This window comes from Buttiauxella sp., assembly GCF_049686335.1.
In the GTDB taxonomy this organism is placed as follows: Bacteria; Pseudomonadota; Gammaproteobacteria; order Enterobacterales; family Enterobacteriaceae; genus Buttiauxella.
In genome coordinates this window covers 1-22347 of record NZ_JBAVHX010000032.1, presented here as the reverse complement: position 1 = coordinate 22347, position 22347 = coordinate 1, and the positions used below count along the sequence as shown (strand labels likewise).

General features: G+C 49.1%; 26 protein-coding genes. 17 read left to right on the top strand and 9 right to left on the bottom strand.

All coding sequences use genetic code 11. The features are described from left to right. The first annotated feature begins 12 nt into the window (after positions 1–12). Positions 13–633, top strand: a complete 621-nt coding sequence (locus WBL83_RS18645) for a helix-turn-helix domain-containing protein (protein WP_424590529.1) — start codon at positions 13–15, stop codon at positions 631–633. Between the two features lie 33 nt (positions 634–666). On the opposite strand, the gene ampH is transcribed toward WBL83_RS18645, so the two are convergent. Further along, positions 667–1824, bottom strand: coding sequence for a D-alanyl-D-alanine-carboxypeptidase/endopeptidase AmpH (ampH, locus tag WBL83_RS18640; RefSeq protein WP_424590528.1), 1158 nt, complete (start codon positions 1822–1824; stop codon positions 667–669). Positions 1825–1994: 170 nt separating this feature from the next. Continuing rightward, positions 1995–2282 carry a hypothetical protein gene (locus tag WBL83_RS18635; RefSeq protein WP_424590527.1) on the bottom strand — a complete coding sequence of 96 codons (288 nt, stop codon included), beginning with the start codon at positions 2280–2282 and terminating at the stop codon, positions 1995–1997. 434 nt (positions 2283–2716) lie between these two features. On the opposite strand from WBL83_RS18635, the gene lpxP reads away from it, so the two are divergent. From lpxP to sbmA, 3 genes are all read left to right on the top strand, one after another. Further along, on the top strand, positions 2717–3643 hold the full coding sequence (lpxP, locus tag WBL83_RS18630) for a kdo(2)-lipid IV(A) palmitoleoyltransferase (RefSeq protein ID WP_424590526.1): 927 nt from the start codon (positions 2717–2719) through the stop codon (positions 3641–3643). 56 nt (positions 3644–3699) lie between these two features. Beyond that, complete coding sequence (locus WBL83_RS18625; protein ID WP_424590525.1) at positions 3700–4221, top strand: isochorismatase family protein; 522 nt, start codon at positions 3700–3702, stop codon at positions 4219–4221. A 95-nt stretch (positions 4222–4316) separates the two neighbouring features. Continuing rightward, entirely contained in the window at positions 4317–5534 is a 1218-nt protein-coding gene (gene sbmA, locus WBL83_RS18620; RefSeq protein ID WP_424590524.1) for a peptide antibiotic transporter SbmA, read from the top strand. Positions 5535–5570: 36 nt separating this feature from the next. Here sbmA and WBL83_RS18615 read toward each other — a convergent pair whose 3' ends face one another. The 3 genes from WBL83_RS18615 to WBL83_RS18605 are packed head-to-tail and all read right to left on the bottom strand — an operon-like array spanning position 5571 to position 8771. Next, positions 5571–7106 carry a DHA2 family efflux MFS transporter permease subunit gene (locus WBL83_RS18615; RefSeq protein ID WP_424590523.1) on the bottom strand — a complete coding sequence of 512 codons (1536 nt, stop codon included), beginning with the start codon at positions 7104–7106 and terminating at the stop codon, positions 5571–5573. A gap of 10 nt (positions 7107–7116) precedes the next feature. Then, positions 7117–8295: an efflux RND transporter periplasmic adaptor subunit gene (locus WBL83_RS18610; protein ID WP_424590522.1), complete on the bottom strand. Its 1179-nt coding sequence runs from the start codon at positions 8293–8295 to the stop codon at positions 7117–7119. 20 nt (positions 8296–8315) lie between these two features. Beyond that, positions 8316–8771, bottom strand: coding sequence for a MarR family transcriptional regulator (locus WBL83_RS18605; RefSeq protein ID WP_424590521.1), 456 nt, complete (start codon positions 8769–8771; stop codon positions 8316–8318). Positions 8772–8963: 192 nt separating this feature from the next. Between WBL83_RS18605 and WBL83_RS18600 the strand changes: the two genes are divergently transcribed. Then, positions 8964–10073 (top strand): DUF1615 domain-containing protein, encoded by a 1110-nt coding sequence (locus WBL83_RS18600; RefSeq protein WP_424590520.1) that lies wholly within the window; start codon positions 8964–8966, stop codon positions 10071–10073. Positions 10074–10124: 51 nt separating this feature from the next. Here the strand turns inward: WBL83_RS18600 and WBL83_RS18595 are convergent, their stop codons facing one another. Further along, a complete protein-coding gene (locus WBL83_RS18595) occupies positions 10125–10451 on the bottom strand; it encodes a DUF2755 family protein (protein WP_424590519.1) in 327 nt (108 codons plus the stop codon). 272 nt (positions 10452–10723) lie between these two features. Here WBL83_RS18595 and WBL83_RS18590 point away from each other — a divergent pair, with 272 nt between their 5' ends. Then, positions 10724–10954 (top strand): DUF2754 family protein, encoded by a 231-nt coding sequence (locus WBL83_RS18590; protein WP_424590518.1) that lies wholly within the window; start codon positions 10724–10726, stop codon positions 10952–10954. Positions 10955–10957: 3 nt separating this feature from the next. On the opposite strand, the gene ddlA is transcribed toward WBL83_RS18590, so the two are convergent. Further along, complete coding sequence (gene ddlA / locus WBL83_RS18585) at positions 10958–12058, bottom strand: D-alanine--D-alanine ligase (protein ID WP_424590517.1); 1101 nt, start codon at positions 12056–12058, stop codon at positions 10958–10960. Positions 12059–12212: 154 nt separating this feature from the next. Between ddlA and WBL83_RS18580 the strand changes: the two genes are divergently transcribed. The 5 genes from WBL83_RS18580 (at position 12213) to adrA (ending at position 16461) form a co-directional block, all read left to right on the top strand. Then, entirely contained in the window at positions 12213–12890 is a 678-nt protein-coding gene (locus WBL83_RS18580) for an extensin family protein (RefSeq protein ID WP_424590516.1), read from the top strand. 66 nt (positions 12891–12956) lie between these two features. After that, positions 12957–14177, top strand: coding sequence for a multidrug efflux MFS transporter (locus WBL83_RS18575; protein ID WP_424590515.1), 1221 nt, complete (start codon positions 12957–12959; stop codon positions 14175–14177). Between the two features lie 252 nt (positions 14178–14429). After that, on the top strand, positions 14430–14690 hold the full coding sequence (gene iraP, locus WBL83_RS18570) for an anti-adapter protein IraP (protein WP_424590514.1): 261 nt from the start codon (positions 14430–14432) through the stop codon (positions 14688–14690). Positions 14691–14925: 235 nt separating this feature from the next. Beyond that, positions 14926–15243 (top strand): PsiF family protein, encoded by a 318-nt coding sequence (locus WBL83_RS18565; protein WP_424590513.1) that lies wholly within the window; start codon positions 14926–14928, stop codon positions 15241–15243. Positions 15244–15333: 90 nt separating this feature from the next. Then, on the top strand, positions 15334–16461 hold the full coding sequence (adrA, locus tag WBL83_RS18560) for a diguanylate cyclase AdrA (RefSeq protein ID WP_424590560.1): 1128 nt from the start codon (positions 15334–15336) through the stop codon (positions 16459–16461). Positions 16462–16502: 41 nt separating this feature from the next. On the opposite strand, the gene proC is transcribed toward adrA, so the two are convergent. Then, positions 16503–17312 (bottom strand): pyrroline-5-carboxylate reductase, encoded by an 810-nt coding sequence (gene proC, locus WBL83_RS18555; protein WP_424590512.1) that lies wholly within the window; start codon positions 17310–17312, stop codon positions 16503–16505. Between the two features lie 172 nt (positions 17313–17484). Between proC and WBL83_RS18550 the strand changes: the two genes are divergently transcribed. From WBL83_RS18550 to ppnP, 5 genes are all read left to right on the top strand, one after another. Continuing rightward, positions 17485–17946: a YaiI/YqxD family protein gene (locus WBL83_RS18550; protein WP_424590511.1), complete on the top strand. Its 462-nt coding sequence runs from the start codon at positions 17485–17487 to the stop codon at positions 17944–17946. Positions 17947–18055: 109 nt separating this feature from the next. Then, positions 18056–18580: a shikimate kinase AroL gene (aroL, locus tag WBL83_RS18545; protein WP_424590510.1), complete on the top strand. Its 525-nt coding sequence runs from the start codon at positions 18056–18058 to the stop codon at positions 18578–18580. 44 nt (positions 18581–18624) lie between these two features. Then, the gene (locus tag WBL83_RS18540) at positions 18625–18816 is read left to right on the top strand and encodes a YaiA family protein (protein WP_424590509.1); all 192 of its coding nucleotides are present in this window, start codon (positions 18625–18627) and stop codon (positions 18814–18816) included. Between the two features lie 277 nt (positions 18817–19093). Continuing rightward, a complete protein-coding gene (locus WBL83_RS18535) occupies positions 19094–19771 on the top strand; it encodes an AroM family protein (RefSeq protein WP_424590508.1) in 678 nt (225 codons plus the stop codon). A gap of 80 nt (positions 19772–19851) precedes the next feature. Further along, positions 19852–20145, top strand: coding sequence for a pyrimidine/purine nucleoside phosphorylase (gene ppnP / locus WBL83_RS18530; protein ID WP_424590507.1), 294 nt, complete (start codon positions 19852–19854; stop codon positions 20143–20145). Between the two features lie 89 nt (positions 20146–20234). On the opposite strand, the gene rdgC is transcribed toward ppnP, so the two are convergent. Beyond that, entirely contained in the window at positions 20235–21146 is a 912-nt protein-coding gene (gene rdgC, locus WBL83_RS18525) for a recombination-associated protein RdgC (RefSeq protein WP_424590506.1), read from the bottom strand. Positions 21147–21271: 125 nt separating this feature from the next. On the opposite strand from rdgC, the gene mak reads away from it, so the two are divergent. Continuing rightward, entirely contained in the window at positions 21272–22183 is a 912-nt protein-coding gene (gene mak / locus WBL83_RS18520; protein ID WP_424590505.1) for a fructokinase, read from the top strand. Positions 22184–22347: the final 164 nt, after the last annotated feature.

The following is a 22347-nucleotide window of genomic DNA, read 5'->3' as shown; positions in this document are numbered from 1 at the left end:
GGAATATCTTTTATGTATATAAAACCATTAACCCAACTCGAGGCGATTCGCAGTAGGTTGGTGGAGGTTGGAAAAGAATTTACTTTTCCAGCAGACAGTGAATTGAGCATGTTCAGAGAGGATAATACACCATTAGTTTTGTTCTTTAGTGAAGGGAGCATCATACTGCATCGGGAAATGGATGACCTGTTGATGGAGTTGGTTTCTAGCCCAACATTGATTGGTCTGGCAAATATATTTCAAACGACGCAGATTAAATATCGAATAACCACTCTAACTGAATGTCGGGGTTTTACTCTTCCTGCAAATCTTGCTTTCGAAATAATTGAAAAATATAAGCTGTGGCAACCCGCTTTTCACTGGGTCACTTATCTGATGCGTAATCTTGAGTATCGTGATGCTCGTTTTATTGGCACGACAACTTATTCTCAGATTCGGGCCACTTTGCTCACTATGGATTCATGGAATTCTGATTTACGGGCACGTACGGGTGTGATTAATTTCGTGCAAAAAAGAACGAAAATATCCCGTTCGGTGATTGCAGAAGTCTTATCTGCACTGCGCAAAGGCAATTATATCGAGATGGATAAAGGTAAGCTGGTTTCGATAAGTCGTCTTCCTGTAAGTTATTGAGAGCAGCAGGTCGAAAATCGACCTGCTCAATTATCAAGATGCAGGGCCGGCTTGAGAGGTAAATCCGCTTAATTCTGATACCAAATCATTTACCCCATCACTCATATTCACGAAACGAGTTAATGGTGAGCGGGTGATGACGACAAACACCCCGACATTACTTTGCGGCACCATCGCCATATACGTAATGAATCCGCCGCCACCGCCAGTTTTTTGCACAATGCCCGGACGACCATTCTTCGGTGCCATATATACCCAGCCCATTCCTAAAGCATCAGCTTTTCCTGGAACATCCATACCAATGACGCGGGTGAGTTGGGTTCGTTGATAGATAAGCGTCTGCATTCTGTCGGCCTGGGTATTGCGACGGTGGAAATCAGAGCTCAGGAACTGCTGCATCCAGCGCATCATGTCGTCAGGTGTTGAATACACGCCGCCACTGCCAATTGCCGCGAGCGTATTATCGCAAGGGCTCGCACCTTTTTCAGCCACCATCAGGCGTTTGCATTGGTCAGGTGAAGGAGTGAATGTCGTGTCCTTCATGCCTAGCGGGCGAGTGATTTGTTCTTCGAACAACTGAGGGTAGGGTTTGCCAGCAGCACGAGCCAGCGCATCGGCAAGAAGATCAAATGCGAGATTCGAATAAGAGGCGATGGTGCCCGGTGCGCTTTTTAAACTCGCATTGGCGAGCCAGTTCCAGCGCTGATCACGCGTCGGCCAGGTAAACACAGTTCGATGAGCGGCACCGCCAGGTTGTTCGCGAGGCAATGAGCTGGTGTGAGTCGCCAGATTCACCAGAGTAATAGGTTTGCCATTGAATGTTGGGACTCTGGCGCCACTCGGGGCGTATTTGCTCAACGGATCATTGAGCTGAACCTTTCCCTGATCCAACATTTTCACCAGCATTTCACTGGTCATCAGTTTGGTCAGCGAGGCAATGCGGATAACCGAGTCCAGTTGAGGACGAACGTTATTGCCAGGGCGGGTTTCACCAAAACTTCTGAACACGCGTTGGTTGCCGTCAATCACTACCATTGCCATGCCTGTAGCACCGCTGCCGTAGTAAATGTGATTGGCATAACGATCGGCTATTTCCGAAGCAAAAACAGGATCGGGAGAAGTTTGTGCAAAACTCAAAATTGGCAGCGCAGCAATGACAAGCGCAGCGAGACGCGGGAGACGAATTTTCAACGCGGGTAACCCATAAACGAAATGAAGCGATATTGACCGTATTTATACTACTCTAAGGCTCTACGCAAACGGGAAAATGAGGATTGTGATGAGAAAAAGCGTAACGTGGCATTTCAAGGGCATTTTCGCGTAGTAATGCACCACAGTTTGTTGCTGCGGTGCAATCTGCATTAATTCGTTTTCTGTATGTCTTTCTGGGTTACGTCGTCAGTTGTCCCGCCGTGTTTGAGCATTTTATCGTCACTTTTATGCTCAGAACGCATCTCATGCCCGGATTCACAGCCTTTTTTGTTTTCGTTTCCGGCTGCACGGCAGTCATCAATAATATGACCCGGATTATTGAGCTGTTCCTTCTCTGCTTGCATGCCCGATGTACTGGTCGCGGGATTCTCGGCAAAGGCGCCGGCGCTTGCGAATAGAAGGGTGCTGGACAGTAAGGCTAAGGTTAGTTTTTTCATTATGCCAGGTTCCTGAAGAGTGTAGGGAAATCCCAATAAGTATTAGCCCAGAATTTGATTTTAGAAAGCTGAAGTGTCTAAAATTTACCCGTTAAAAATCACACTTTTAGCTTATCGTTTCCATTGGCTCTTTAGCTGCAAACAAATACGACATTCTCTTCCGCCAAACAGTCTAAATTTAATCTCTGTAGTCTATTTTTTAATCGATAATGAGTGTGTTACTCCGAAAGCATACGTAATGAGGCGAAATACTTAAAAAAACTGACAACATCTATTCATGACTTGATCAGAAAATGAGTATTATCAGGGCTACTGTGAACTCACTGCTGCAACTATTCCCGCCGCGTGGCGTCATAGTACGAGCACTACGTTGTACCGCTAATAGAGTGACTTCTTTATGCGATACACACTAATTACGCATACAGAAGCTGATAATGTCTAGTAAACCGCACTTTCGAACTGAACTCCTCCACCCACGCTACTGGCTGACCTGGTTTGGTCTGGGTATTTTGTGGCTGTGGGTGCAATTGCCTTACCCAGTATTACTGAAAATGGGTAGCTTCATTGGTCGCGTCTCCATGCGTTTTCTCAAACGCCGGGTCTCCATTGCTCGCCAGAACCTCAAACTGTGTTTCCCGCAATACACTGATGCGCAGGTTGATGCCATCGTTGTGCAAAATTTCTCATCCCTCGGTATGGGCTTAATTGAAACCGGCATGGCCTGGTTCTGGTCAGATGCACGAGTGCGTAAGTGGTTCGAAGTCAGCGGGCTTGAACATATCACTGCGGCTTGTGATAAAGGGAAGGGCGTGATGGCTATCGGCGTGCATTTTATGTCGCTGGAATTGGGTGGTCGCGTAATGGGCCTTTGCCGTCCGATGATGGCGATGTACCGGCCACATAACAACAAAGCGATGGAGTTTGTTCAAACCCGGGGACGTTCACGTTCCAACAAAGCCATGCTGGATCGTCGTAATTTGAAAGGCATGGTGAAGGCGCTTAAAGCCGGTGAAGCCGTCTGGTTCGCACCCGATCAGGATTACGGCCCTAAGGGCAGTTCATTCGCTCCGTTCTTTGCCGTAGAGCAGGCAGCCACCACTAACGGAACCTACACGATGGCTCGTCTGGCAAAACCTGCGATTCTGACCATTGTGCTTATCCGCAAGCAAGATGGCACAGGCTATCAACTGGTGATTGAGCCCGAGTTTAGTGATTATCCGATGGATGACGAACAGACCGCCGCTGCGTACGTGAATCGTAAGATCGAACGGGAAATCATGCGGGCGCCTGAACAATATTTATGGCTGCATCGTCGATTCAAAACCCGGCCAGAAGGTGCACCTAAACTTTATACGGTTTAATGCCAAAACAGGTATGTGCTACGCTCCTGAATTCCTCGTTTAGTGAGAGCTTAATCATGCCTGCCCAACGTGTACTGATGGTTATTGATATGCAAAATGGGGTTTTTGAAGCCCCTCGTTTTAACCGTGAAATCTGCACGACACGTATAAACCAATTGATCTCCGCCGCCGATAAAGTCATTTTCATCCAACATACTGAAACGGGGTTGGAGCAGGGAACTGTGGCGTTTGATCTTTTACCTGAACTAATACGACCTGTTGACGCGCTCTATGTGACTAAAACAGCGTGCGACTCGTTTTACCGTACGGAACTTGATGACGTCCTCAACCGCCACCAGATAAACGAATTTGTGGTATGCGGTTGTGCAACGGACTACTGCGTGGACGCTACTATTAAAAACGGAGCCAGTCGCGGTTATGCCATGACTGTCGCCGCAGACGCGCATACCACAGCAAATCGTCCGGCTGCGCTTGCCGAAGTGTTGATCGAGCATTACAACGATGTCTGGCGTAACTTTACGATCCCGGGAAATACTCTGCGGGTAAAATCCACCGCAGAGATCCTCGAACAGTGGTAAAGCCCACAACCTTACATCTCTTGATACAACATTGAGTGAGCCTTATTTAGTCGGGATAGTTATAACAATAAGAGTGTGTTTTCAGGAGTGTTGTAATGTTTAAATCGTTTTTCCCACGCCCGACAGCGTTTTTCCTGTCGGCTTTTATTTGGGCAATGATCGCCGTTGTGTTCTGGCAGGCTGGTGGCGGTAATTGGCTTGAGCATATTACGGGGGCGCGGGGCGAGGTGCCAATCAGTGCCGCCCGTTTCTGGTCGATGGGCTACCTGGTATTTTATGCCTACTACGCCTTGTGCGTCGGCATGTTTGCGCTGTTCTGGTTTATCTACAGCCCGCACCGTTGGCAATACTGGTCGATTCTCGGCTCTTCACTGATAATCTTCGTGACCTGGTTCCTGGTGGAAGTTGGGGTCGCGGTGAATGCGTGGTATGCCCCATTCTACGATTTAATTCAGACGGCGCTTAGCTCACCTCATAAAGTTACTATTGAGCAGTTCTATCATGAAGTTGGAGTATTCCTGGGGATCGCATTAATTGCAGTGATTGTTGGCGTAATGAACAATTTCTTTGTCAGTCACTATGTATTCCGCTGGCGTACCGCTATGAACGAATACTATATGGAAAACTGGCAAATGCTGCGCAAAATCGAAGGTGCGGCGCAGCGTGTGCAAGAAGACACCATGCGTTTTGCCTCCACACTGGAAGACATGGGGGTCAGTTTTATAAACGCCATTATGACGTTAATCGCCTTCCTCCCCGTGCTGGTGACGCTTTCCGCACATGTTCCGGAATTACCGATTGTTGGACACATCCCTTATGGTCTGGTGATTGCCGCTATAATCTGGTCACTGCTGGGGACGGGGTTGTTGGCAGTCGTAGGGATTAAATTACCCGGTCTGGAATTTAAAAATCAGCGGGTAGAAGCGGCTTATCGTAAAGAACTGGTCTATGGCGAGGACGATCCATCACGCGCGTCACCTCCCACCGTTAAAGAGCTTTTCGATGGGGTGCGCAGAAACTATTACCGTCTCTACTTCCATTACATGTACTTCAATATTGCACGTATTCTCTACCTGCAAGTGGATAACGTATTTGGTTTGTTCTTGCTATTCCCTTCGATTGTTGCGGGGACCATTACTCTTGGCTTGATGACGCAAATCACCAACGTATTCGGCCAGGTGCGCGGTTCATTCCAGTATTTGATTAGCTCGTGGACAACTCTGGTTGAGCTGATGTCTATCTACAAACGTCTACGCAGCTTTGAGCGTACGTTGCAGGATATTCCTGTCGAAGCGGCAGGAGAGACCGTCTAAGAGGAAAAGTCTGGCGGGGCTCCCCGCCAGATTGATTTAGTGTCCCGCCGCCGGAGCGCCAGGTGCACCCGAGCGAATAAATGGCGGACGAGCGAACCAGATAATCACAATCAGCCCCATAAACCCCCATCCCAGAATCCAGAAGTAGTCGATGGTCGACATCATGTACGCCTGCTGCTCAATAGTTTTATCGACAAACGCCAGATGCTGCTGCGTCACGCCACCCATCTTATCGAGATAATCAACCGCAGACGGATTATAAATCGATACGCTCTCGGTCAAATTAGCATGGTGGAAAACTTCCCGGCGTGACCAAATCCAGGTGGTCAGTGATGAGGCAAATGAGCCCCCCAATACGCGGAAGAACGTGGCTAAGCCTGAACCTTCTGCCACTTCTGCACCCTGAAGATTCGACAACACAATCGTTGTTAATGGCATAAAGAAGAATGCCACGCCAATGCCCATAAACATTTGCACTTCTGCGATAGTGTGGAAATCAACGTTGGTATTGAACTGGGCACGGAACAAGCAGGACGCGCCCATAATCAGGAACGACATGGTGGCCAGGATTCGTAAATCCACTTTGCTGGCATAACGCCCGACAATCGGCGTCAGTAACAGCGGCAAGAAGCCCATTGGTGCTGCGGCAAGCCCGGCCCAGATAGCCGTATAGCCCATCTGAGTTTGTAGCCATTGCGGCAGAATAATGTTGATGGCAAAGAAGGCTGCATATCCCAACATCAATGCCGTGGTGCCAATGGCAAAGTTGCGTTCTTTAAACAGACGCAAATTCACAATCGGATGGCGCTCGCCCAATTCCCAGATGACAAAAGCAATCAGGCCAATCGCTGAAATCACCGACATGATGATAATTTCTGGCGAGGCAAACCAGTCAAGATCGTTGCCCTTATCCAGCACCACTTGCAGCAATCCAACCCCAATCACCAACAAACCGATGCCGATATAGTCAATCGGTGATGTGGTGGTGGTTTCTTCGCGTCCGCGCATCTGTGTCCAGACAACAATCGAGGCAAAAATACCGATTGGCACGTTGATGTAAAAAATCCACGGCCAGGAGTAGTTATCGGTAATCCAACCGCCGGTAATGGGCCCAACTATTGGCGCGACCACGGTCACCATCGACAGCAGTGCCAGCGCCATCCCACGTTTCATGGGGGGGAAGATGACCAACAGCAGCGTCTGGCACATCGGAAACATCGGTCCGGCGAAAAAGCCCTGCATGGCACGGAAGAAAATCAACTCCGTCATGCTGTGGGCGAAACCACACAGGAAAGAGGTGAGAGTAAACATCACCACTGAGCCGATAAACAATTTCAGCTGCCCAAAGCGCCGGGTAAACCAACCGGTGAGCGGTAAAGCAATCGCGTTACACACTGCAAACGAGGTGATAACCCATGTGCCCTGGTCCGCACTGACCCCCAGGTTACCGGCAATCGTCGGCAATGCGACGTTGGCAATTGTCGAGTCCAGCACCTGCATGAAAGTTGCCAACGACAGCGCGAGCGTCGCAAGCAGCAGACTGGGTGGCGTATACGCCGCCTTATCTTGCATAACGTCTCTCTTAATGGGCGCCTGAAGCTACCGCATTGCTGTTGTCATGAAGGATTTTCGCCACCAGTTTGTCTGCCGCTTCCAGAGAGTCTTGATAGACATCGGTAGTGAAGCGAGGCGAGCTGACTGTTTTTTGTGGCAGCAGATGACCGTCTGCGTTACGAATATCCACACGCGCATTCATCGACAGGCCAATACGCAGCGGATGTTTCTGCATATCGTGAGGATCGAGCGTGATACGCACCGGCAAGCGTTGAACAATCTTTATCCAGTTACCACTGGCGTTCTGCGCGGGCAGCAAAGAAAACGCGCTGCCGGTTCCAATACCCAGACTTTCAATGGTTCCCTGGTATTCGACGTCATCGCCGTAAAGGTCGGCGCTGAGCGTCACTTTCTGCCCCAGACGCATGGTGTTCATCTGGCTTTCTTTGAAGTTGGCATCAACCCAAACTTCATTGAGCGGCACAATCGCCAGCAGCGTGGTGCCGGAAGTCACACGCATCCCCAACTGCACGGCGCGTTTAGCGACATAGCCACTCACTGGTGCCACAATCGTAGTGCGCGAGTTATCCAGATAACGCTGGCGAAGCGTGGCCACGGCGGTTTTGATTTCCGGATGGCTATCAATAACTGTGTCATCAACCATCGCGACATTGGTTTGCAATGCTTGTTGAGCGGCGGCTAAATCACTTTGTGCACTGGCTACGGCATCACGGTAATGTGAGAGATCTTCAGCCGCAATCGCACCAGTCGAGAATATTTTCTGGCGGCGCGCATAATCATTTTGAGCCGTTTGCAGGGCGACCCGTTTGGCGGCGACCTGTGCACGGTAATTATCCGCTGTGCTGTATAACCCGCGAACCTGGCGCACGGTGTTTGCAAGGCTGGCTTCTGCTTGCTGAAGCGCAATCTGGGTATCGCCAGGATCAAGCAACACCAGCGGCTGGCCTTTTTCGACGAAGTCTCCTTCGTCAGCGGTGACCTGCGTGACCGTACCGCTGATTTGTGGTGTCAGCGCGACCTGGTTGCCGTTCACATAAGCATCATCTGTAGACTCGTAAAAACGAGCGTACAAAAAATACCAGGCGAGACAGCCCGCAGCTGCCAGCACAAGAATCAGGATAAAAATAATCAAATTACGTTTGCGCTTACTGGATCGCTGAACGTGTTCTTCTGGAGTCGTTTCCATCTTTTGGCCTTTATACGGTATTAACGGTGTGGCGCAGTGATGTCGTCTGGCAGCATTTTGGTGATTAATGCAACCAGTTGCTGAGATTCATCTTGCGTCAGGCGTGCGGTGAGATCGCCGATAATTGAGGCGAGCGCTTCATTCTGAAAACGATCGCAAATCAACTGGCCTTTATCTGTCAGAGCCAGAATCACCTGGCGTTTATCCTGGGGATGGGGGTGACGAACGATGAGTTCACGCCTGACCATGCGGTCAACCATACGGCTCATCGCGCCTGCGTCCATAACCAGAGCTTTACTAATCTCCACTGGGCTGGTAACGCCTTTGTATATATTAATCAGTACTTTAAACTGTGGCGCGGTGATGTCCATGCCAGAGAAATATTGGCTAATAAGCTGATCTTTAAACTGGTTTGCGAGGTGGATGAGCAAACCGAGATGGAATTTGTTATCGATAATACCCGGATTGTTTTTCATGATACTTGCCTGGTCAGTAATTACATTTGAAATTACTGACCAGGCAACCAACTGTCAAGTTTATGTCAAGAAGACCGCACTTTATGTCAGCGTGCGAGATTGTCCGTAACGATAAGCCAATCTCTGATAAACGCCTGGCCACAGAACTGTTATTGTTTCGGAAGTCTTAAAAAACAATCACAACGGAACGTTATGACCACAGTGACTTTAATCAGGCTGCATGGACTTTTCGCACTAAGCCTCGGCGCACTTTTCGTTTTGGCGGGGTGTACAACTCAAACGGCACCTTCCGTATCGGAAACGTCGAAACCGGTAGATGTTGAAACTGTGGTGAAGCAGAAAATCCCCGCCAGCGTAAAAGACCGTAACAATCTGGCGAAGGATTTAGCGACCACTTTTAAGAGCCAGAATATTGCGCCAAGCGAAGAAAATATCTGCTCAGTTTTGGCGGTAGCGCAGCAAGAATCCAGTCTGGTTGCCGATCCGTCAGTGCCAAACCTGAATAAAATTGCCTGGAAGGAGATCGACCGTCGGGCAGAAAAAATGCATATTCCGGTGTTTTTGGTTCATACCGCGTTATTAATCAAGTCGCCAAATGGCAAGAGTTACAGCGAACGTCTGGATAACGTCAAAACCGAAGGGCAGTTGAGCGCGATTTTTGATGATTTCATCGACATGGTGCCGATGGGGCAAAAGTTGTTTGGCAATCTGAACCCGGTTCATACAGGCGGCCCGATGCAGGTCAGTATCGCTTTTGCTGAACAGCATACCCGTGGTTATCCATGGAAAATGGAAGGCACCGTGCGTCAGGAAGTGTTCACCAGGCGCGGTGGCTTGTGGTTCGGCACTTACCATTTGCTGAACTATCCGGCGAATTACACCCAACCACTTTACCGTTTTGCGGATTTCAACGCCGGATGGTACGCCAGCCGCAATGCCGCATTTCAGAGTGCCGTCAGCAAGGCGACGGGCGTAAAACTGGCGCTGGATGGCGACTTAATTTTGTATAACACCGATAAAGCAGGCAGTACCGAACTGGCCGTAAGGAAGTTGGCAAACCAACTCGATATGAGCGAAAGCCAGATTCATCGCGCGCTGCAAAAAGGGGATAGCATCGACTTTGAGAAAACCGATTTATATCAGCAGGTTTATGCGATAGCGGAGAAGAAAGTCGGCAAGAAGTTGCCACGAGAAATGCTGCCAGGCATCACGCTTGAAAGCCCAAAAATCACCCGTAATCTGACGACAGCATGGTTTGCGAAGCGAGTGGATGAGCGGAGAGCGGCGTGTATGAAACGTTAATTCCAGCACGCGGCGGTTGGCTTTTTTGCTTAGCCATCCGCCAAAATACCTTTAGAAATGATAACGATGCTGGAATTTGATTATCAGGCAAACCACACCTAGCAGCGCGCAACCAGCAAGAAATGGCACCACACCAAAAACAGTGCTGACGGCAAATCCCATTTCAATGCGTGGACGCGAAGCATCGTTACCCTGTGCCAGATGTTCAAGTACGCCTGGGGCGTGAACCATCAAGCTCAGGATTTGGGTTCCGACCCAAAAGCAGAACAAAATGAACGCGGCATATGCCAGATTGCTCCGGGAAGATCCCTCTGCTTTGGTTGTTGAAACGGTGGTTATTACCGGAACAACCTGTTTCGACAAACTCATATCAGCCATCTCGACCCCCATGCAACAGTAAAACGGTTCAGGCTGCGGCCTGATACTTCAGTTGGCTTGAGTTTGGCAGGTCATATTGGATGTCAATATCAGATTGTTGGTAATTATGCGGGCAGATTAATCCTGGTTCGTGAAAATATGTATAAGATCACATTTTCGTAACTTAGGTGAAATTTGCGTAACATTATGCTATTTAGCCCGCATCAACGTGCGGTTTATCGCCGCGCGGTATGCCACAATGAGACCTCTTTTTTGTCCTGACGGATTGCACCATGTCTGCGAAAACATTGTCTTTGAAAATGCGCCGTGACTGGCATTACTACGCCGTAGCGATTGGCCTGATCTTTATTTTGAATGGTGTGATTGGCTTACTGGGATTTAAAACCGAAGGCTGGCAAAACTATGCGGTCGGGTTGGTGACCTGGGTAATTTGTTTCTGGTTGGCGGGATTTATCATTCGCCGCCGTCCGGAACCAGAAGAACCAACGGCGACGAAAGAGTAGGGCTTAAGCCGTAATCGAACTTTTCAGAGCGCTATCTTGCTGGTGGCGCTCAAGAGCCAGCTCAATCAAACGCGTAATCAGTGTTTGATAATCTAAACCGCTTGCCTGCCAGAGTTTTGGATACATGCTGATATTGGTGAAGCCAGGCAGTGTATTGATTTCATTGATAATCACTTCATTATCATCGGTCAGGAACACATCCACCCGCGCCATCCCACTGCATTCCAGCGTCTGATAAGCACGTACTGCGATTTCACGGATTTTGTCGTTGATGTCTGCTGCAATCGCTGCAGGCACTACAACTTGCGCACCTTTATCATCGATATATTTGGTGTCGTAAGAGTAGAAATCGCTGCTGACGACCACTTCACCGCAGGTGCTGGCTTGCGGTTCATCATTGCCCAACACTGCACATTCAATTTCACGGCCTTTAATGCCGGTTTCAACCACGACTTTGCTATCAAATTCGAAGGCTAATGCCACAGCCGTTTCATATTGTTCAGCGGAGCTGACTTTGCTGACACCGACAGAGGAACCCTGGTTGGCGGGTTTAATAAACAGCGGCAGGCCGAGTTTATCTTCGACTTCCGCAAAGCTTATTTTGTTTCGGTTTGCGCGGGTAAGGGTAATAAACGGAGCGATGTTCAGCCCGGCATCACGCAGCAGACGTTTAGTTACGTCTTTATCCATACTTACGGCTGAACCCAACACACCGGAACCGACAAACGGCAAGTTCGCCATGCGCAGCATCCCTTGCAGGGAGCCATCTTCGCCTAATGTGCCGTGAACGATGGGGAAAATTACATCAACAGGTGCTAAAAACTGTGCGGAGGAGGATTCAATAAGCTGGTTTTCAGTTTGGCCTGGTACCACAGCTACATTGGTTCCTGAGCGATTCAGGGCGATCAATGCCGGGTTTTCAGCATTTAACAGATAGTTAGACGCATCATTGATGTGCCACTGGCCTTGTTTATCAATGCCCAATAACACCACTTCAAATTTTGATTTATCAATGGCGTCGACAATATTCTTCGCCGACTGCAGCGACACTTCGTGTTCTGCCGACTTGCCACCAAACACGATACCCACCCGCAGTTTTGCCATGCCTAAACCCATCCTTAAACTGTACAAAGGCGGACAACATACCACGCTCATTGCGAGGATTCATGTGCTTCCTGCAGCTTAAAATCGTGCAACTTCTATAATGATTATTCCGTAATCAATACTGGGAGAGGGGATGGCGAAGGGAGCGAAGACGATGGTTGGACTCTTTTTGATAGCAGCGGCTTCTTTCTGGCTTTATGAGCGTCTGCCCGCACAATTTAATCCGTTTGCCCCGCTTTCCATTGATGACCCGCCGACGCTGGTCACCCGCTATAAACTCCGTCAGATGGCAAACGATCCGCAGAAATGCCTGGCGCTGTTAGAGCAGGCGAAAACTCGCGGTCTCTTAACCTTCCGTACTGTTTCTGATACCTCCGGGAATTGCCCGCTGACTGATGTGGTGCGGGTGCAGAGTTTTGGCAGTGTGGGGGTAAGCAGCAGCTTTTTGGCCAGTTGCCCGTTAGCACTAAGCAGTACCATGTTTATTCATCAACGTGCCGTGCCGTTGGCACAAGCTGAACTGGGCAGTAAGCTGACTCGCATTAACCATTTGGGTAGTTTCGCCTGCCGGAATATCTATAACCGTGAAGGTGCGCGGCGCAGTGAACATGCCACAGCGGACGCGCTGGATATCAGCGGTTTTAGTTTTGCCAGTCAACAACAGCTCAGTGTTTTGAAGGACTGGAAGGGCAGTGGGAAGAGGAGTGAGTACTTGCGGGCCGCATTCGACAATAGCTGCCTGTTTTACGGTAATTCGCTAGGACCGGACTATAACGCGGCTCATGCTGATCACTTTCATCTTGGGATGCGCGGCTACGGCATATGTCGTTAAATTAAATTTTTATGATACTGTTCACACTATTCCGCTTATTTATCTCACTTTTAAAGCGTGCACGGTATGGAATCCTGGAAGGTCAATATCATCTCGGTATGGTTCGGGTGCTTTTTTACCGGATTAGCCATTAGCCAAATTCTGCCGTTTTTGCCGCTCTATGTTGAACAGCTCGGCGTGACATCTCATCAGGCTTTATCAATGTGGTCCGGGCTGACCTTCAGCGTCACGTTTCTGGTTTCTGCTATTGTCTCGCCGATGTGGGGGAGCCTGGCCGACAGGAAAGGCCGCAAATTGATGTTGCTGCGGGCCTCGCTTGGGATGGCAGTCGCCATTTTATTACAGGCGTTTGCCACGAATGTTTGGCAGCTCTTTATTCTTCGCGCCATCATGGGGCTCACCTCGGGTTATATTCCCAATGCGATGGCGCTTGTAGCCTCTCAAGTCCCTCGGGAACGCAGCGGTTGGGCTTTAAGCACACTTTCTACCGCGCAGATTAGCGGAGTTATTGTCGGCCCACTGCTGGGTGGATATATGGCAGACACCCTCGGATTGCGGATGGTCTTTTACGTCACGGCAGCATTATTAATGGTGAGCTTTTTAGTGACGCTGTTCCTGATTAAAGAAGGTGCGCGTCCCAAAATAAGTAAAGCGGATCGTTTGTCGGGTAAAGCGGTGTTTGCTTCTCTTCCTTATCCGAAGTTGATGATAAGTTTATTTGTCACCACCATGGTCATTCAGCTTTGTAATGGGTCGGTGGGGCCAATCCTCGCGCTATTTATTAAGCACCTCTCCCCAGAAAGTAACAACATCGCCTTTATCAGCGGCTTTATCGCAGCGGTTCCGGGGATCTCAGCACTTATTTCAGCTCCGCGATTAGGTAAGCTGGGTGACAGAATCGGTACCGCCCGAGTATTAATGGCGACGCTAATTATTTCAGTAATATTATTTTTTGCTATGTCATGGGTAACATCACCTATGCAGCTTGCGGTATTACGTTTTTTACTCGGCTTCGCCGACGGTGCGATGTTACCCGCAGTGCAAACGCTGCTGGTGAAGTATTCCAGCGACCAGGTGACCGGCCGGATTTTTGGATATAACCAGTCGTTCATGTATCTGGGGAATGTGGTTGGCCCGCTAATTGGTGCGGGCGTCTCAGCAATGGCGGGGTATCGTTGGGTGTTCATTGCCACGGCGTTAGTGGTGTTACTCAACGTCTGGCAGCTGGCCATTATGTTACGGCGTAAAAAGCAGCAAGATGCCCTGCGAAAACAGTTGTTGCCGTAATCTTTAATTTTCTGCTGCCTGGGACGCCATTTAATGGTGTCAAAAGCTAGCCAAATTTACATCAGCTATAAAGTATGCTGTTAATTTGGCTTCTGAAATAACGGTATGATGCTATTTTTAAGTCGGAGAGTTCGAGATATTTTGCGCTCCCACACAAATTCGCTAAGCCATATAAAAATAGTCGCCGCCCCCACTAGGCAACCGGAAATCAGAATGATAACTTCATGCTTCAAATCCTTTGGGGCAATTATCATGAGAAACCTCATTTCTGAGTTACTGACCAGACTCGCCGAAAAAGAAGAAGAGTCAAAAGAGTTTGTTGCACAGATGGAAGCTCTTGAAATAGTCGTTACCGCAATGCTTCACAGAATGGAACACAGCGACCAGCAGGCAATAAGAAGCACTATTGAAGATGCTTTATCAAGCGTCAGACCCAGTGATCCAGTTACCTCTCATGATGCGAACCTGTTGAAGCAAAATTTAACCAGGCTGCTGAACAATCCTTGCATTTGAGTTTGAGTATAAGTGTTTTGCTGCCTGAAATTTATTATTGTTACTCTTAATAGTTAGTAAGTGTAATTAATGTAATGTCATATCCAGTTTTTATCTCCACCATAATATTTGTCATTCATGGTCTCTCTGAATAATTTCCAATAAAGAGCGAGACGGGAGGATATTTCCTTCCGGCAGTTCGCCTTTTCGCCATATTCATACCAAAATTAAAGCACAACACAAAAAGGGTGGTGCTATGAAAACTGTATTAATGATGGCTTTATTGGTCGGTTTTATGGGCTCAGCGGTGGCAGCAGACAAAGCGCTGACGCCGCAGCAACAGCGAATGACCACATGTAATCAAACGGCCACTGCGAAAACCCTTAAAGGGGATGAACGTAAAGCCTATATGAGTAATTGCCTGAAAAATAGCGAGTCGGCTCCTGCAGATAAAAGCCTGACCCCACAACAGCAGAAAATGAAAGAGTGTAATGCTGAAGCTGGAAAACAAACGTTATCCGGTGAAACGCGCAAAACCTTTATGAGTAATTGCCTGAAAAAACAGCCTAAGTAAGCTAAATGGGTGAGTCGCTTCGCTGACTCACCCGAAAAATCATACTTTCCCCCAGAGTATGCTTTCTATAATTACGGCAAATGTTTCAGAATATTCCTAAATATCATGAATGATGATCACAACTCTGGTAGATGGCTTCCTGGGGGATTTATGGACAGCTCGACATACCTCGATGAGGACCGGCATCGTTCGGGACGACGATTTGCCCGGCGCATATATATACCGAGAACTATTGGGTTAGGGACTGGTTTCTTCTGTGTCGCCTCGGTTCTGGTTATGCAACCGGTGTCGGGGTGGTGGTGGTTGCTACTCATTGCCTACGGTTTTATCTGGCCGCACCTTGCATGGCAAACAGCTGATCACGCGCCAGACCCCGCACAGGCAGAAATCCGTAATCTCATGGTCGACGCTTTTATGGGCGGCGTCTGGATTGGGGTGATGGGAATGAATGCGCTCCCATCAGCGCTAATCCTGGCGATGATATGCATGAACAATGTCGGCTGTGGCGGCCTGAAATTGTTCTTCAATGGTTTAGCTTTCATCGTGCTGGGTTGTCTGCTAACGCTGGGGCTGTTTCTTATCCCGCTAAATCTTCAAACCATGCCCTCACAGGTCTGGATTTGCCTGCCATTTTTGTTGATTTACCCAACCTACTTTGGGCTGGTGAGTTACCGAACCGCGCTTAAACTTTCCGAACATAAACGAAGGTTAATGCACATGAGCACCCGTGATGGCATGACGGGGGTCTACAACCGCCGTCACTGGGAACATCTGTTGCATGGTGAATATGATAACTGCCAGCGTTACCAAAGACGTGCAACCTTGCTTTTGATTGATATCGACCACTTTAAATCGATTAATGACTCATTTGGGCATGATGTCGGGGACGAAGCGATTCTGGCCATTACCGAACATTTGCAGCTCACATTGCGTATTACGGATGTGGTAGGGCGCTTCGGTGGTGATGAGTTTGGGGTGATTATGTCCGGCACGACGCAAGAGAGCGCGATTCAGGCCATGGCGCGTGTAAGAGATTATCTGGATGAGTTCCGCTTACCCCATGCCCCGCATTTCTCGCTGTGTATTAGCGTCGGTGTGGCAGAGTTTGACCACAATATGGCGAGTTACCGTGAATGGTTAAAATCGGCCGATGTGGCGTTGTATAAAGCGAAAAAACTGGGACGTAGTCGTACCGAAGTGGCTGATATTGCGGCTTAAAATATAAAGCCCTCTCCTGAGTACAGGAGAGGGCATCACCATTATGATTTACCCAGGTGCTCGGATTTCGCCATACATTTCACCATGGCTTCCATCACAGCGGCTCTGAACCCTTTTTCTTCCAGAACCTTAACTGCTTCAATGGTGGTACCGCCTGGCGAGCACACCATATCTTTTAGCTCACCCGGATGCTTGCCGGTTTCCAGTACCATTTTGGCTGAACCCATAACGGCCTGTGCCGCAAACTGATACGCTTGTTTGCGTGGCATTCCGCCCAGCACTGCAGCATCAGCCATGGCTTCGATAAACATAAATACATACGCTGGTGCTGAACCACTCACTCCGACAACCGGGTGGATCATGTTTTCAGTAACCACTTCGGCAAGCCCGAAGCTGCGGAAAATGTTAACCGCATCGGCAATATCTTCGGAAGTCGCCAATGCGTTCGGCGTAATAGACGTCATGCCAGCATTCACTAACGCAGGGGTATTTGGCATGGCGCGAATGATTTTGCGATCGTGACCGAGCGCTTTAGCCAGAGAATCCAGCGTAATGCCCGCAGCAATGGAGATCACCACCGTGTCTTTATTCAGGCTGGAATTGACTTCACTCAGCACTTTTAGCATGACATTCGGTTTTACGGCGCCGAAAACGATATCCGCAATTTGCGCGACTTCCTGCGCACTTTCTGCCGCGTTGATACCGTATTGGTCGTGCAAGGCTTGCACTTTATCGGGTGAAGGGGTGTAGACCCAGATATTACCTGGAAGCACCTGTCCACTGGCTATCAGACCACCAAGGATGGCGGTTCCCATGTTGCCGCAACCAATAAAACCAATCTTCTTATCCATAGTCTCACTCCATCTTCTGAGTTGTGTGATGAGCATAGCTTAACGTGCATTCAGCTACTCGCGCTACGCTAAAACTTAACCGCCCATTGTCGAAGCCTGGAAAGATAAAGTTGGCGATTGACGGAAAAGCACGGCAAGATCGCCCCCATTAGCCCGACAATCAGGAGTCGTCATGCAAATTTGGGTGGATGCTGATGCGTGTCCGAAAGTGATTAAAGAAGTGCTGTTTCGCGCCGCGGAACGCGCACAAATGATGGTGACACTGGTTGCCAATCAGGGACTGAAAGTCCCGCCGTCACGCTTTATCCGCACACTGCAAGTGGCAACGGGATTTGATGTCGCAGATAACGAAATTGTGCGCCGTTGTGAAAAAGGGGACTTAGTAGTGACCGCAGATATCCCACTGGCAGCTGACGTTCTGGAAAAGGGCGCGATTGCCTTGAACCCACGCGGAGAGTTGTACACACCCGCTACCATCAGGGAACGTCTGACGATGCGCGATTTTATGGAGACTTTACGCTCCAGTGGAGTTCAAACGGGCGGTCCGGATAGCCTTAACCAGCGCGACCGTCAGCTGTTTGCTAATGAACTGGAAAAATGGTTACTGGTTGCCAGTCGTTCAAAAAGCGCCTGAAACCGATGTAATTCTATTCCACGTACTAGCTAGCTGATATGATGATTGCGTAACGATAAACGTTACCGTTTTTTACCCACTCTGGCGGACTGCTGAGGATTAGCCACTGATGACTCAACCCATTTATTTAGTCGGCGCACGAGGTTGTGGCAAAACAACCGTGGGTGTTGCATTAGCGCAGGCATTGGGCTGTAACTTTGTTGATACCGATCACTACCTGTTAAGTAGTACGCAAATGAGCGTCGCTGATATTGTGGCGCTAGAGGGCTGGGAAGGTTTTCGTCGTCGTGAATCCGATGCGCTGCAAAGTGTTACGGCTCCCGGAACGGTTATCGCAACTGGCGGCGGTATGGTTCTGGCGGAATGTAATCGTCAGTTTATGCGTGAGCACGGCGTGGTCATCTATTTGCGCGCACCTGCACAAATCCTGGCATCGCGTTTAGAAGCTTTCCCGGAGGAAGGCCAGCGTCCTACGCTGACGGGCAGACCGATTACTGATGAAATCGTTGAGGTTCTCGCCGCGCGTGAAGCGCTCTACCATCAGGCGGCACATCATGTCGTTGATGCCACTCGTCCCCCGGCAGAAATCGTAGAAGCGGTGCTCGCGGTACTGCATACGGCTCGGGCCAGCTGATTTTTGTCTATACTTAGTGCTCATTCATCACCAAAGGAAGAGCGATGGCGAGCAATCCTCCATATCCCCGTGAAGCGCATATAGTTACCATTGAAAAGGGTGCAACAGACCAAACGGTGACGTGGTATCAACTGCGTGCCGATCATCCCCATCCTGATACGCTGATTAGTGAGCACGAAACCGAACAAGAAGCGCTGGATGCTAAGCAGCGTTACGAAGATCCGCAAAAAACGTAACATCCTGGCAAGGACGCCGAAAATCCCCCGCTATAAAATTAATTCATCGACCTTGTGATTCGTCACATCTTTCAATAACTTCATTTGTTAATAATTCATTAAAGTTAAGTTGTATTAATGTCATTGACGTTTCGTTGAATATTGCGGCAGGTGCTCTGCAATAATGCTGCTACGCTTTGTGGTTAATTATTGAACGACCTTCAGCAGAGTATCATTGGTTTGAATGGATACCAGCGCAGCAATGAGGGGCTGATATGGAACAAGGGCGGAACGAAACATGAAGCAATCATTAGCAATTATCACCATCGGCGTCGTCCCGGTCAGTGAAATACTGCCGCTACTGACAGATCACATCGCTGAAGAGAGTATCAAACACTTCAGTCTGCTGGGGGGCCTGACAGAAGAAGAAGTGATGGCAGAATATGCCCCAACGCCCGGGAACGAGCCTCTTCTGACGCTATTAACCGGGAACGTGATGGTTTATGTCGATAAGCAAAAAGTGGAACGTGCGCTACAGAGCGTGATTGAAGTGCTGGATAACCAGGGTTTCGATGTCATTTTGCTGATGAGCACCCATCGTTTATCTAATCTCTCGGTGCGCAAAGGCATTTTACTGGAGCCGGAGCGCATTATCCCGCCTCTGGTGGCCTCGATAGTGGTTGGGCATCAGGTCGGAATCATCATTCCCGTTCCCGAGTTGCTAAAGTTTCAGAATAAAAAATGGCAACTGTTGGAGAATGAGCCCCTGTACGAACTGGCGAATCCTATTCATGGCACTGAGCAAGATTTAATCGAAGCAGGTAAGAAACTGGTTAAAGAGGGGGCTGGTGTGCTGGTTCTGGATTGTCTGGGTTTCCACCAAAAACATCGTGATTTGTTGCAAAAAGCCCTGGATGTTCCGGTATTGTTATCGAACGTGTTGATTGCGCGCTTAGTGTCGGAAATACTCGCCTAAAGATGATAAATAATTAGCGTGACAGGTTCTTCCGTTCCCCTCTATATTGTTTTTTCAACTATTTTAAAAAGGGCCTGGTCATGCTTTCAAACAATGAGTACTTTTCCGGTAAAGTGAAATCAATTGGGTTTACCAGCAGCAGCACTGGCCGCGCGAGTGTTGGGGTGATGGTTGAAGGTGAATACACTTTCAGTACTGCTCAACCAGAAGAAATGACAGTGGTGAGTGGGGCATTACACGTTTTACTGCCGGGTGAAACCGAGTGGAAAACCCATGCAGCGGGCTCCGTGTTCCATGTACCTGGGCACAGCGAATTCCATTTACAAGTTGCCGAACCTACTTCTTATCTTTGCCGTTATTTAGCTGATAAATAATAATTTGTGGTGGATGTCGCTTACGCTAATCCACCCTACAACAGCACTTAGCAGGTCGGATTAGCGTAAGCGACATCCGACATTGATTTTTAGCGCTGAGCTTCGCCACCTAACGCTTCAACCAGATTCTTAATCAACGCCGCCAGTTCACCCGTCATCAGAATAAAATCGGCATCAAAACGCTGACCGAAATCTTCGCGGTCGATATCATCATTCTGCTCACGCAGCGTATCAGCAAACTTCAGACGCTTAATCGAACCATCATCGGCGACCAGGAACTGAATACGTTCTTGCCAGTCCAGAGCCAGTTTTGTCACGACTTTATCGGCTTCGATATGAGCGGCGATTTCGTCGCACACCAGATCCTGCTGCTTACAGCGGATCACACCGCCACCTTCAAGAATAGCCTTCAGCTCGGCTTCATCCATCAGCGCAAAACCAGCAGGAACATCGCCTGAACGCACCCATTCTGTTAGCGTCAACTCAATCGGATTTTCCAGCGCCAGCGGGACAACAGGCAGCGAACCGAGGCTTTTACGCAGCAATGCCAGCGTATCTTCAGCTTTTTTGGCACTCGCACAATCCACCATGATCAAACCGTTTACGGTATCGATCCACATCATCGTTTGATTGAAACGACTGAACGCGCGTGGCAGCAAAGAGTGCAGAACTTCATCTTTCAGAGAATCTTTCTCGGTCTTTTTCAGCTTGCGAGCCTGTTCTGCTTCTAGCTTGCTGATCTTTGCTTCCAGTTCTTGTTTAATCACTGGGGCCGGGAGGATTTTTTCTTCTTTACGGGCACAAATCACAATTTGCCCGTTGGAGACATGGGTTAATGCATCGCTGTGCGAGCCCATAGGTGACACCCAACCGGTCTTGGCCATATCCTGGCTGCCGCATGGGGTGAAAGTGAACGCGGCCAACTGTTTTTCCATGTCATCCGCTGAAAGCGTGATGTCGCGGCTTAAACGGTAAACCATTAAATTTTTGAACCACAGCATGATTTTTTCCCGGACTGTCAGTTAAACGCAGCGGGCATGATAGCGAATCAGGCGCTTTGTTTCATTGCCTTTACGGTGGCTCACTTCTATTCTATTGATAATGCTAATTAAATGAGGGTATCGCTGTGCGCATTGGTATCGACTTAGGTGGAACAAAAACAGAAGCGATCGCTCTGGCGAATGATGGCAAGCAACTTTACCGCCACCGTTTGCCGACGCCAAAAAATGATTATCAGCAAACCATCGCTACCATTGTTGAGCTGGTGCGTCTCGCTGAAGAGGCGACAGGCGAGAAGGGAACCGTAGGCATGGGTATTCCAGGTTCGATTTCGCCCTATACCCGTGTGGTGAAAAATGCTAACTCCACCTGGCTTAACGGGCAGCCTTTCGATAAAGATTTGTGCGATGCGCTTCAGCGTGAAGTGCGTTTTGCCAATGATGCCAACTGCCTGGCTGTTTCAGAAGCTATCGACGGTGCGGCAGCGGGCGAGGCAATGGTCTTCGCGGTGATTATTGGAACCGGATGTGGCGCGGGTGTGGCTATCAATGGTCGCAGCCTGATTGGCGGCAACGGAACGGCGGGCGAATGGGGGCATAACCCCTTACCGTGGATGGACGAAGACGAACTCCGTTTTCGTGAAGAAGTGCCTTGCTACTGCGGCAAACAAGGTTGTATCGAAACCTTTATATCCGGTACAGGTTTTGGCACAGACTACCATCGCCTGAGCGGAAAGCGGCTGAAGGGCAACGAGATTATGCATTTAGTCGATCAACAAGATCCCGTTGCTGAGCTGGCGATCGCTCGCTATGAAATGCGCCTCGCTAAATCGCTGGCTCACATCGTCAATATTCTGGATCCGGACGTCATCGTGTTGGGCGGCGGGATGAGCAACAACGAACGCTTGTACAAAACGGTGCCACAACTGGTGAAACCGTGGGTGTTTGGCGGTGAATTTGAAACTCCAATCCGCAAAGCAGTACACGGTGATTCCAGCGGTGTGCGCGGTGCGGCGTGGTTGTGGCCGCTGGAGAAGTAAAAGCTGGCGGATGACGCTGCGATCTACAAAAGAGAATGTAGGTCGGATAAGCGCAGCGTCATCCGACAATCCTGACATTGAATTTTCCCTCCACTTTGTACGTTTCCCTATTTCTTTCTATGTGATCTTCATCACGGTCAAATTTTCGTCCGCAAACTATCTTT

Bases quoted from the DNA above. Each gene is read 5' to 3' on its own strand.
- WBL83_RS18645 (WP_424590529.1), top strand. From the start codon at position 13: ATGTATATAAAACCATTAACCCAACTCGAGGCGATTCGCAGTAGGTTG.
- WBL83_RS18635 (WP_424590527.1), bottom strand. From the start codon at position 2,282: ATGAAAAAACTAACCTTAGCCTTACTGTCCAGCACCCTTCTATTCGCA.
- lpxP (WP_424590526.1), top strand. From the start codon at position 2,717: ATGTCTAGTAAACCGCACTTTCGAACTGAACTCCTCCACCCACGCTAC.
- WBL83_RS18625 (WP_424590525.1), top strand. From the start codon at position 3,700: ATGCCTGCCCAACGTGTACTGATGGTTATTGATATGCAAAATGGGGTT.
- sbmA (WP_424590524.1), top strand. From the start codon at position 4,317: ATGTTTAAATCGTTTTTCCCACGCCCGACAGCGTTTTTCCTGTCGGCT.
- WBL83_RS18615 (WP_424590523.1), bottom strand. From the start codon at position 7,106: ATGCAAGATAAGGCGGCGTATACGCCACCCAGTCTGCTGCTTGCGACG.
- WBL83_RS18610 (WP_424590522.1), bottom strand. From the start codon at position 8,295: ATGGAAACGACTCCAGAAGAACACGTTCAGCGATCCAGTAAGCGCAAA.
- WBL83_RS18605 (WP_424590521.1), bottom strand. From the start codon at position 8,771: ATGAAAAACAATCCGGGTATTATCGATAACAAATTCCATCTCGGTTTG.
- WBL83_RS18600 (WP_424590520.1), top strand. From the start codon at position 8,964: ATGACCACAGTGACTTTAATCAGGCTGCATGGACTTTTCGCACTAAGC.
- WBL83_RS18595 (WP_424590519.1), bottom strand. From the start codon at position 10,451: ATGGCTGATATGAGTTTGTCGAAACAGGTTGTTCCGGTAATAACCACC.
- WBL83_RS18590 (WP_424590518.1), top strand. From the start codon at position 10,724: ATGTCTGCGAAAACATTGTCTTTGAAAATGCGCCGTGACTGGCATTAC.
- ddlA (WP_424590517.1), bottom strand. From the start codon at position 12,058: ATGGCAAAACTGCGGGTGGGTATCGTGTTTGGTGGCAAGTCGGCAGAA.
- WBL83_RS18580 (WP_424590516.1), top strand. From the start codon at position 12,213: ATGGTTGGACTCTTTTTGATAGCAGCGGCTTCTTTCTGGCTTTATGAG.
- WBL83_RS18575 (WP_424590515.1), top strand. From the start codon at position 12,957: ATGGAATCCTGGAAGGTCAATATCATCTCGGTATGGTTCGGGTGCTTT.
- iraP (WP_424590514.1), top strand. From the start codon at position 14,430: ATGAGAAACCTCATTTCTGAGTTACTGACCAGACTCGCCGAAAAAGAA.
- WBL83_RS18565 (WP_424590513.1), top strand. From the start codon at position 14,926: ATGAAAACTGTATTAATGATGGCTTTATTGGTCGGTTTTATGGGCTCA.
- proC (WP_424590512.1), bottom strand. From the start codon at position 17,312: ATGGATAAGAAGATTGGTTTTATTGGTTGCGGCAACATGGGAACCGCC.
- WBL83_RS18550 (WP_424590511.1), top strand. From the start codon at position 17,485: ATGCAAATTTGGGTGGATGCTGATGCGTGTCCGAAAGTGATTAAAGAA.
- aroL (WP_424590510.1), top strand. From the start codon at position 18,056: ATGACTCAACCCATTTATTTAGTCGGCGCACGAGGTTGTGGCAAAACA.
- WBL83_RS18540 (WP_424590509.1), top strand. From the start codon at position 18,625: ATGGCGAGCAATCCTCCATATCCCCGTGAAGCGCATATAGTTACCATT.
- WBL83_RS18535 (WP_424590508.1), top strand. From the start codon at position 19,094: ATGAAGCAATCATTAGCAATTATCACCATCGGCGTCGTCCCGGTCAGT.
- ppnP (WP_424590507.1), top strand. From the start codon at position 19,852: ATGCTTTCAAACAATGAGTACTTTTCCGGTAAAGTGAAATCAATTGGG.
- rdgC (WP_424590506.1), bottom strand. From the start codon at position 21,146: ATGCTGTGGTTCAAAAATTTAATGGTTTACCGTTTAAGCCGCGACATC.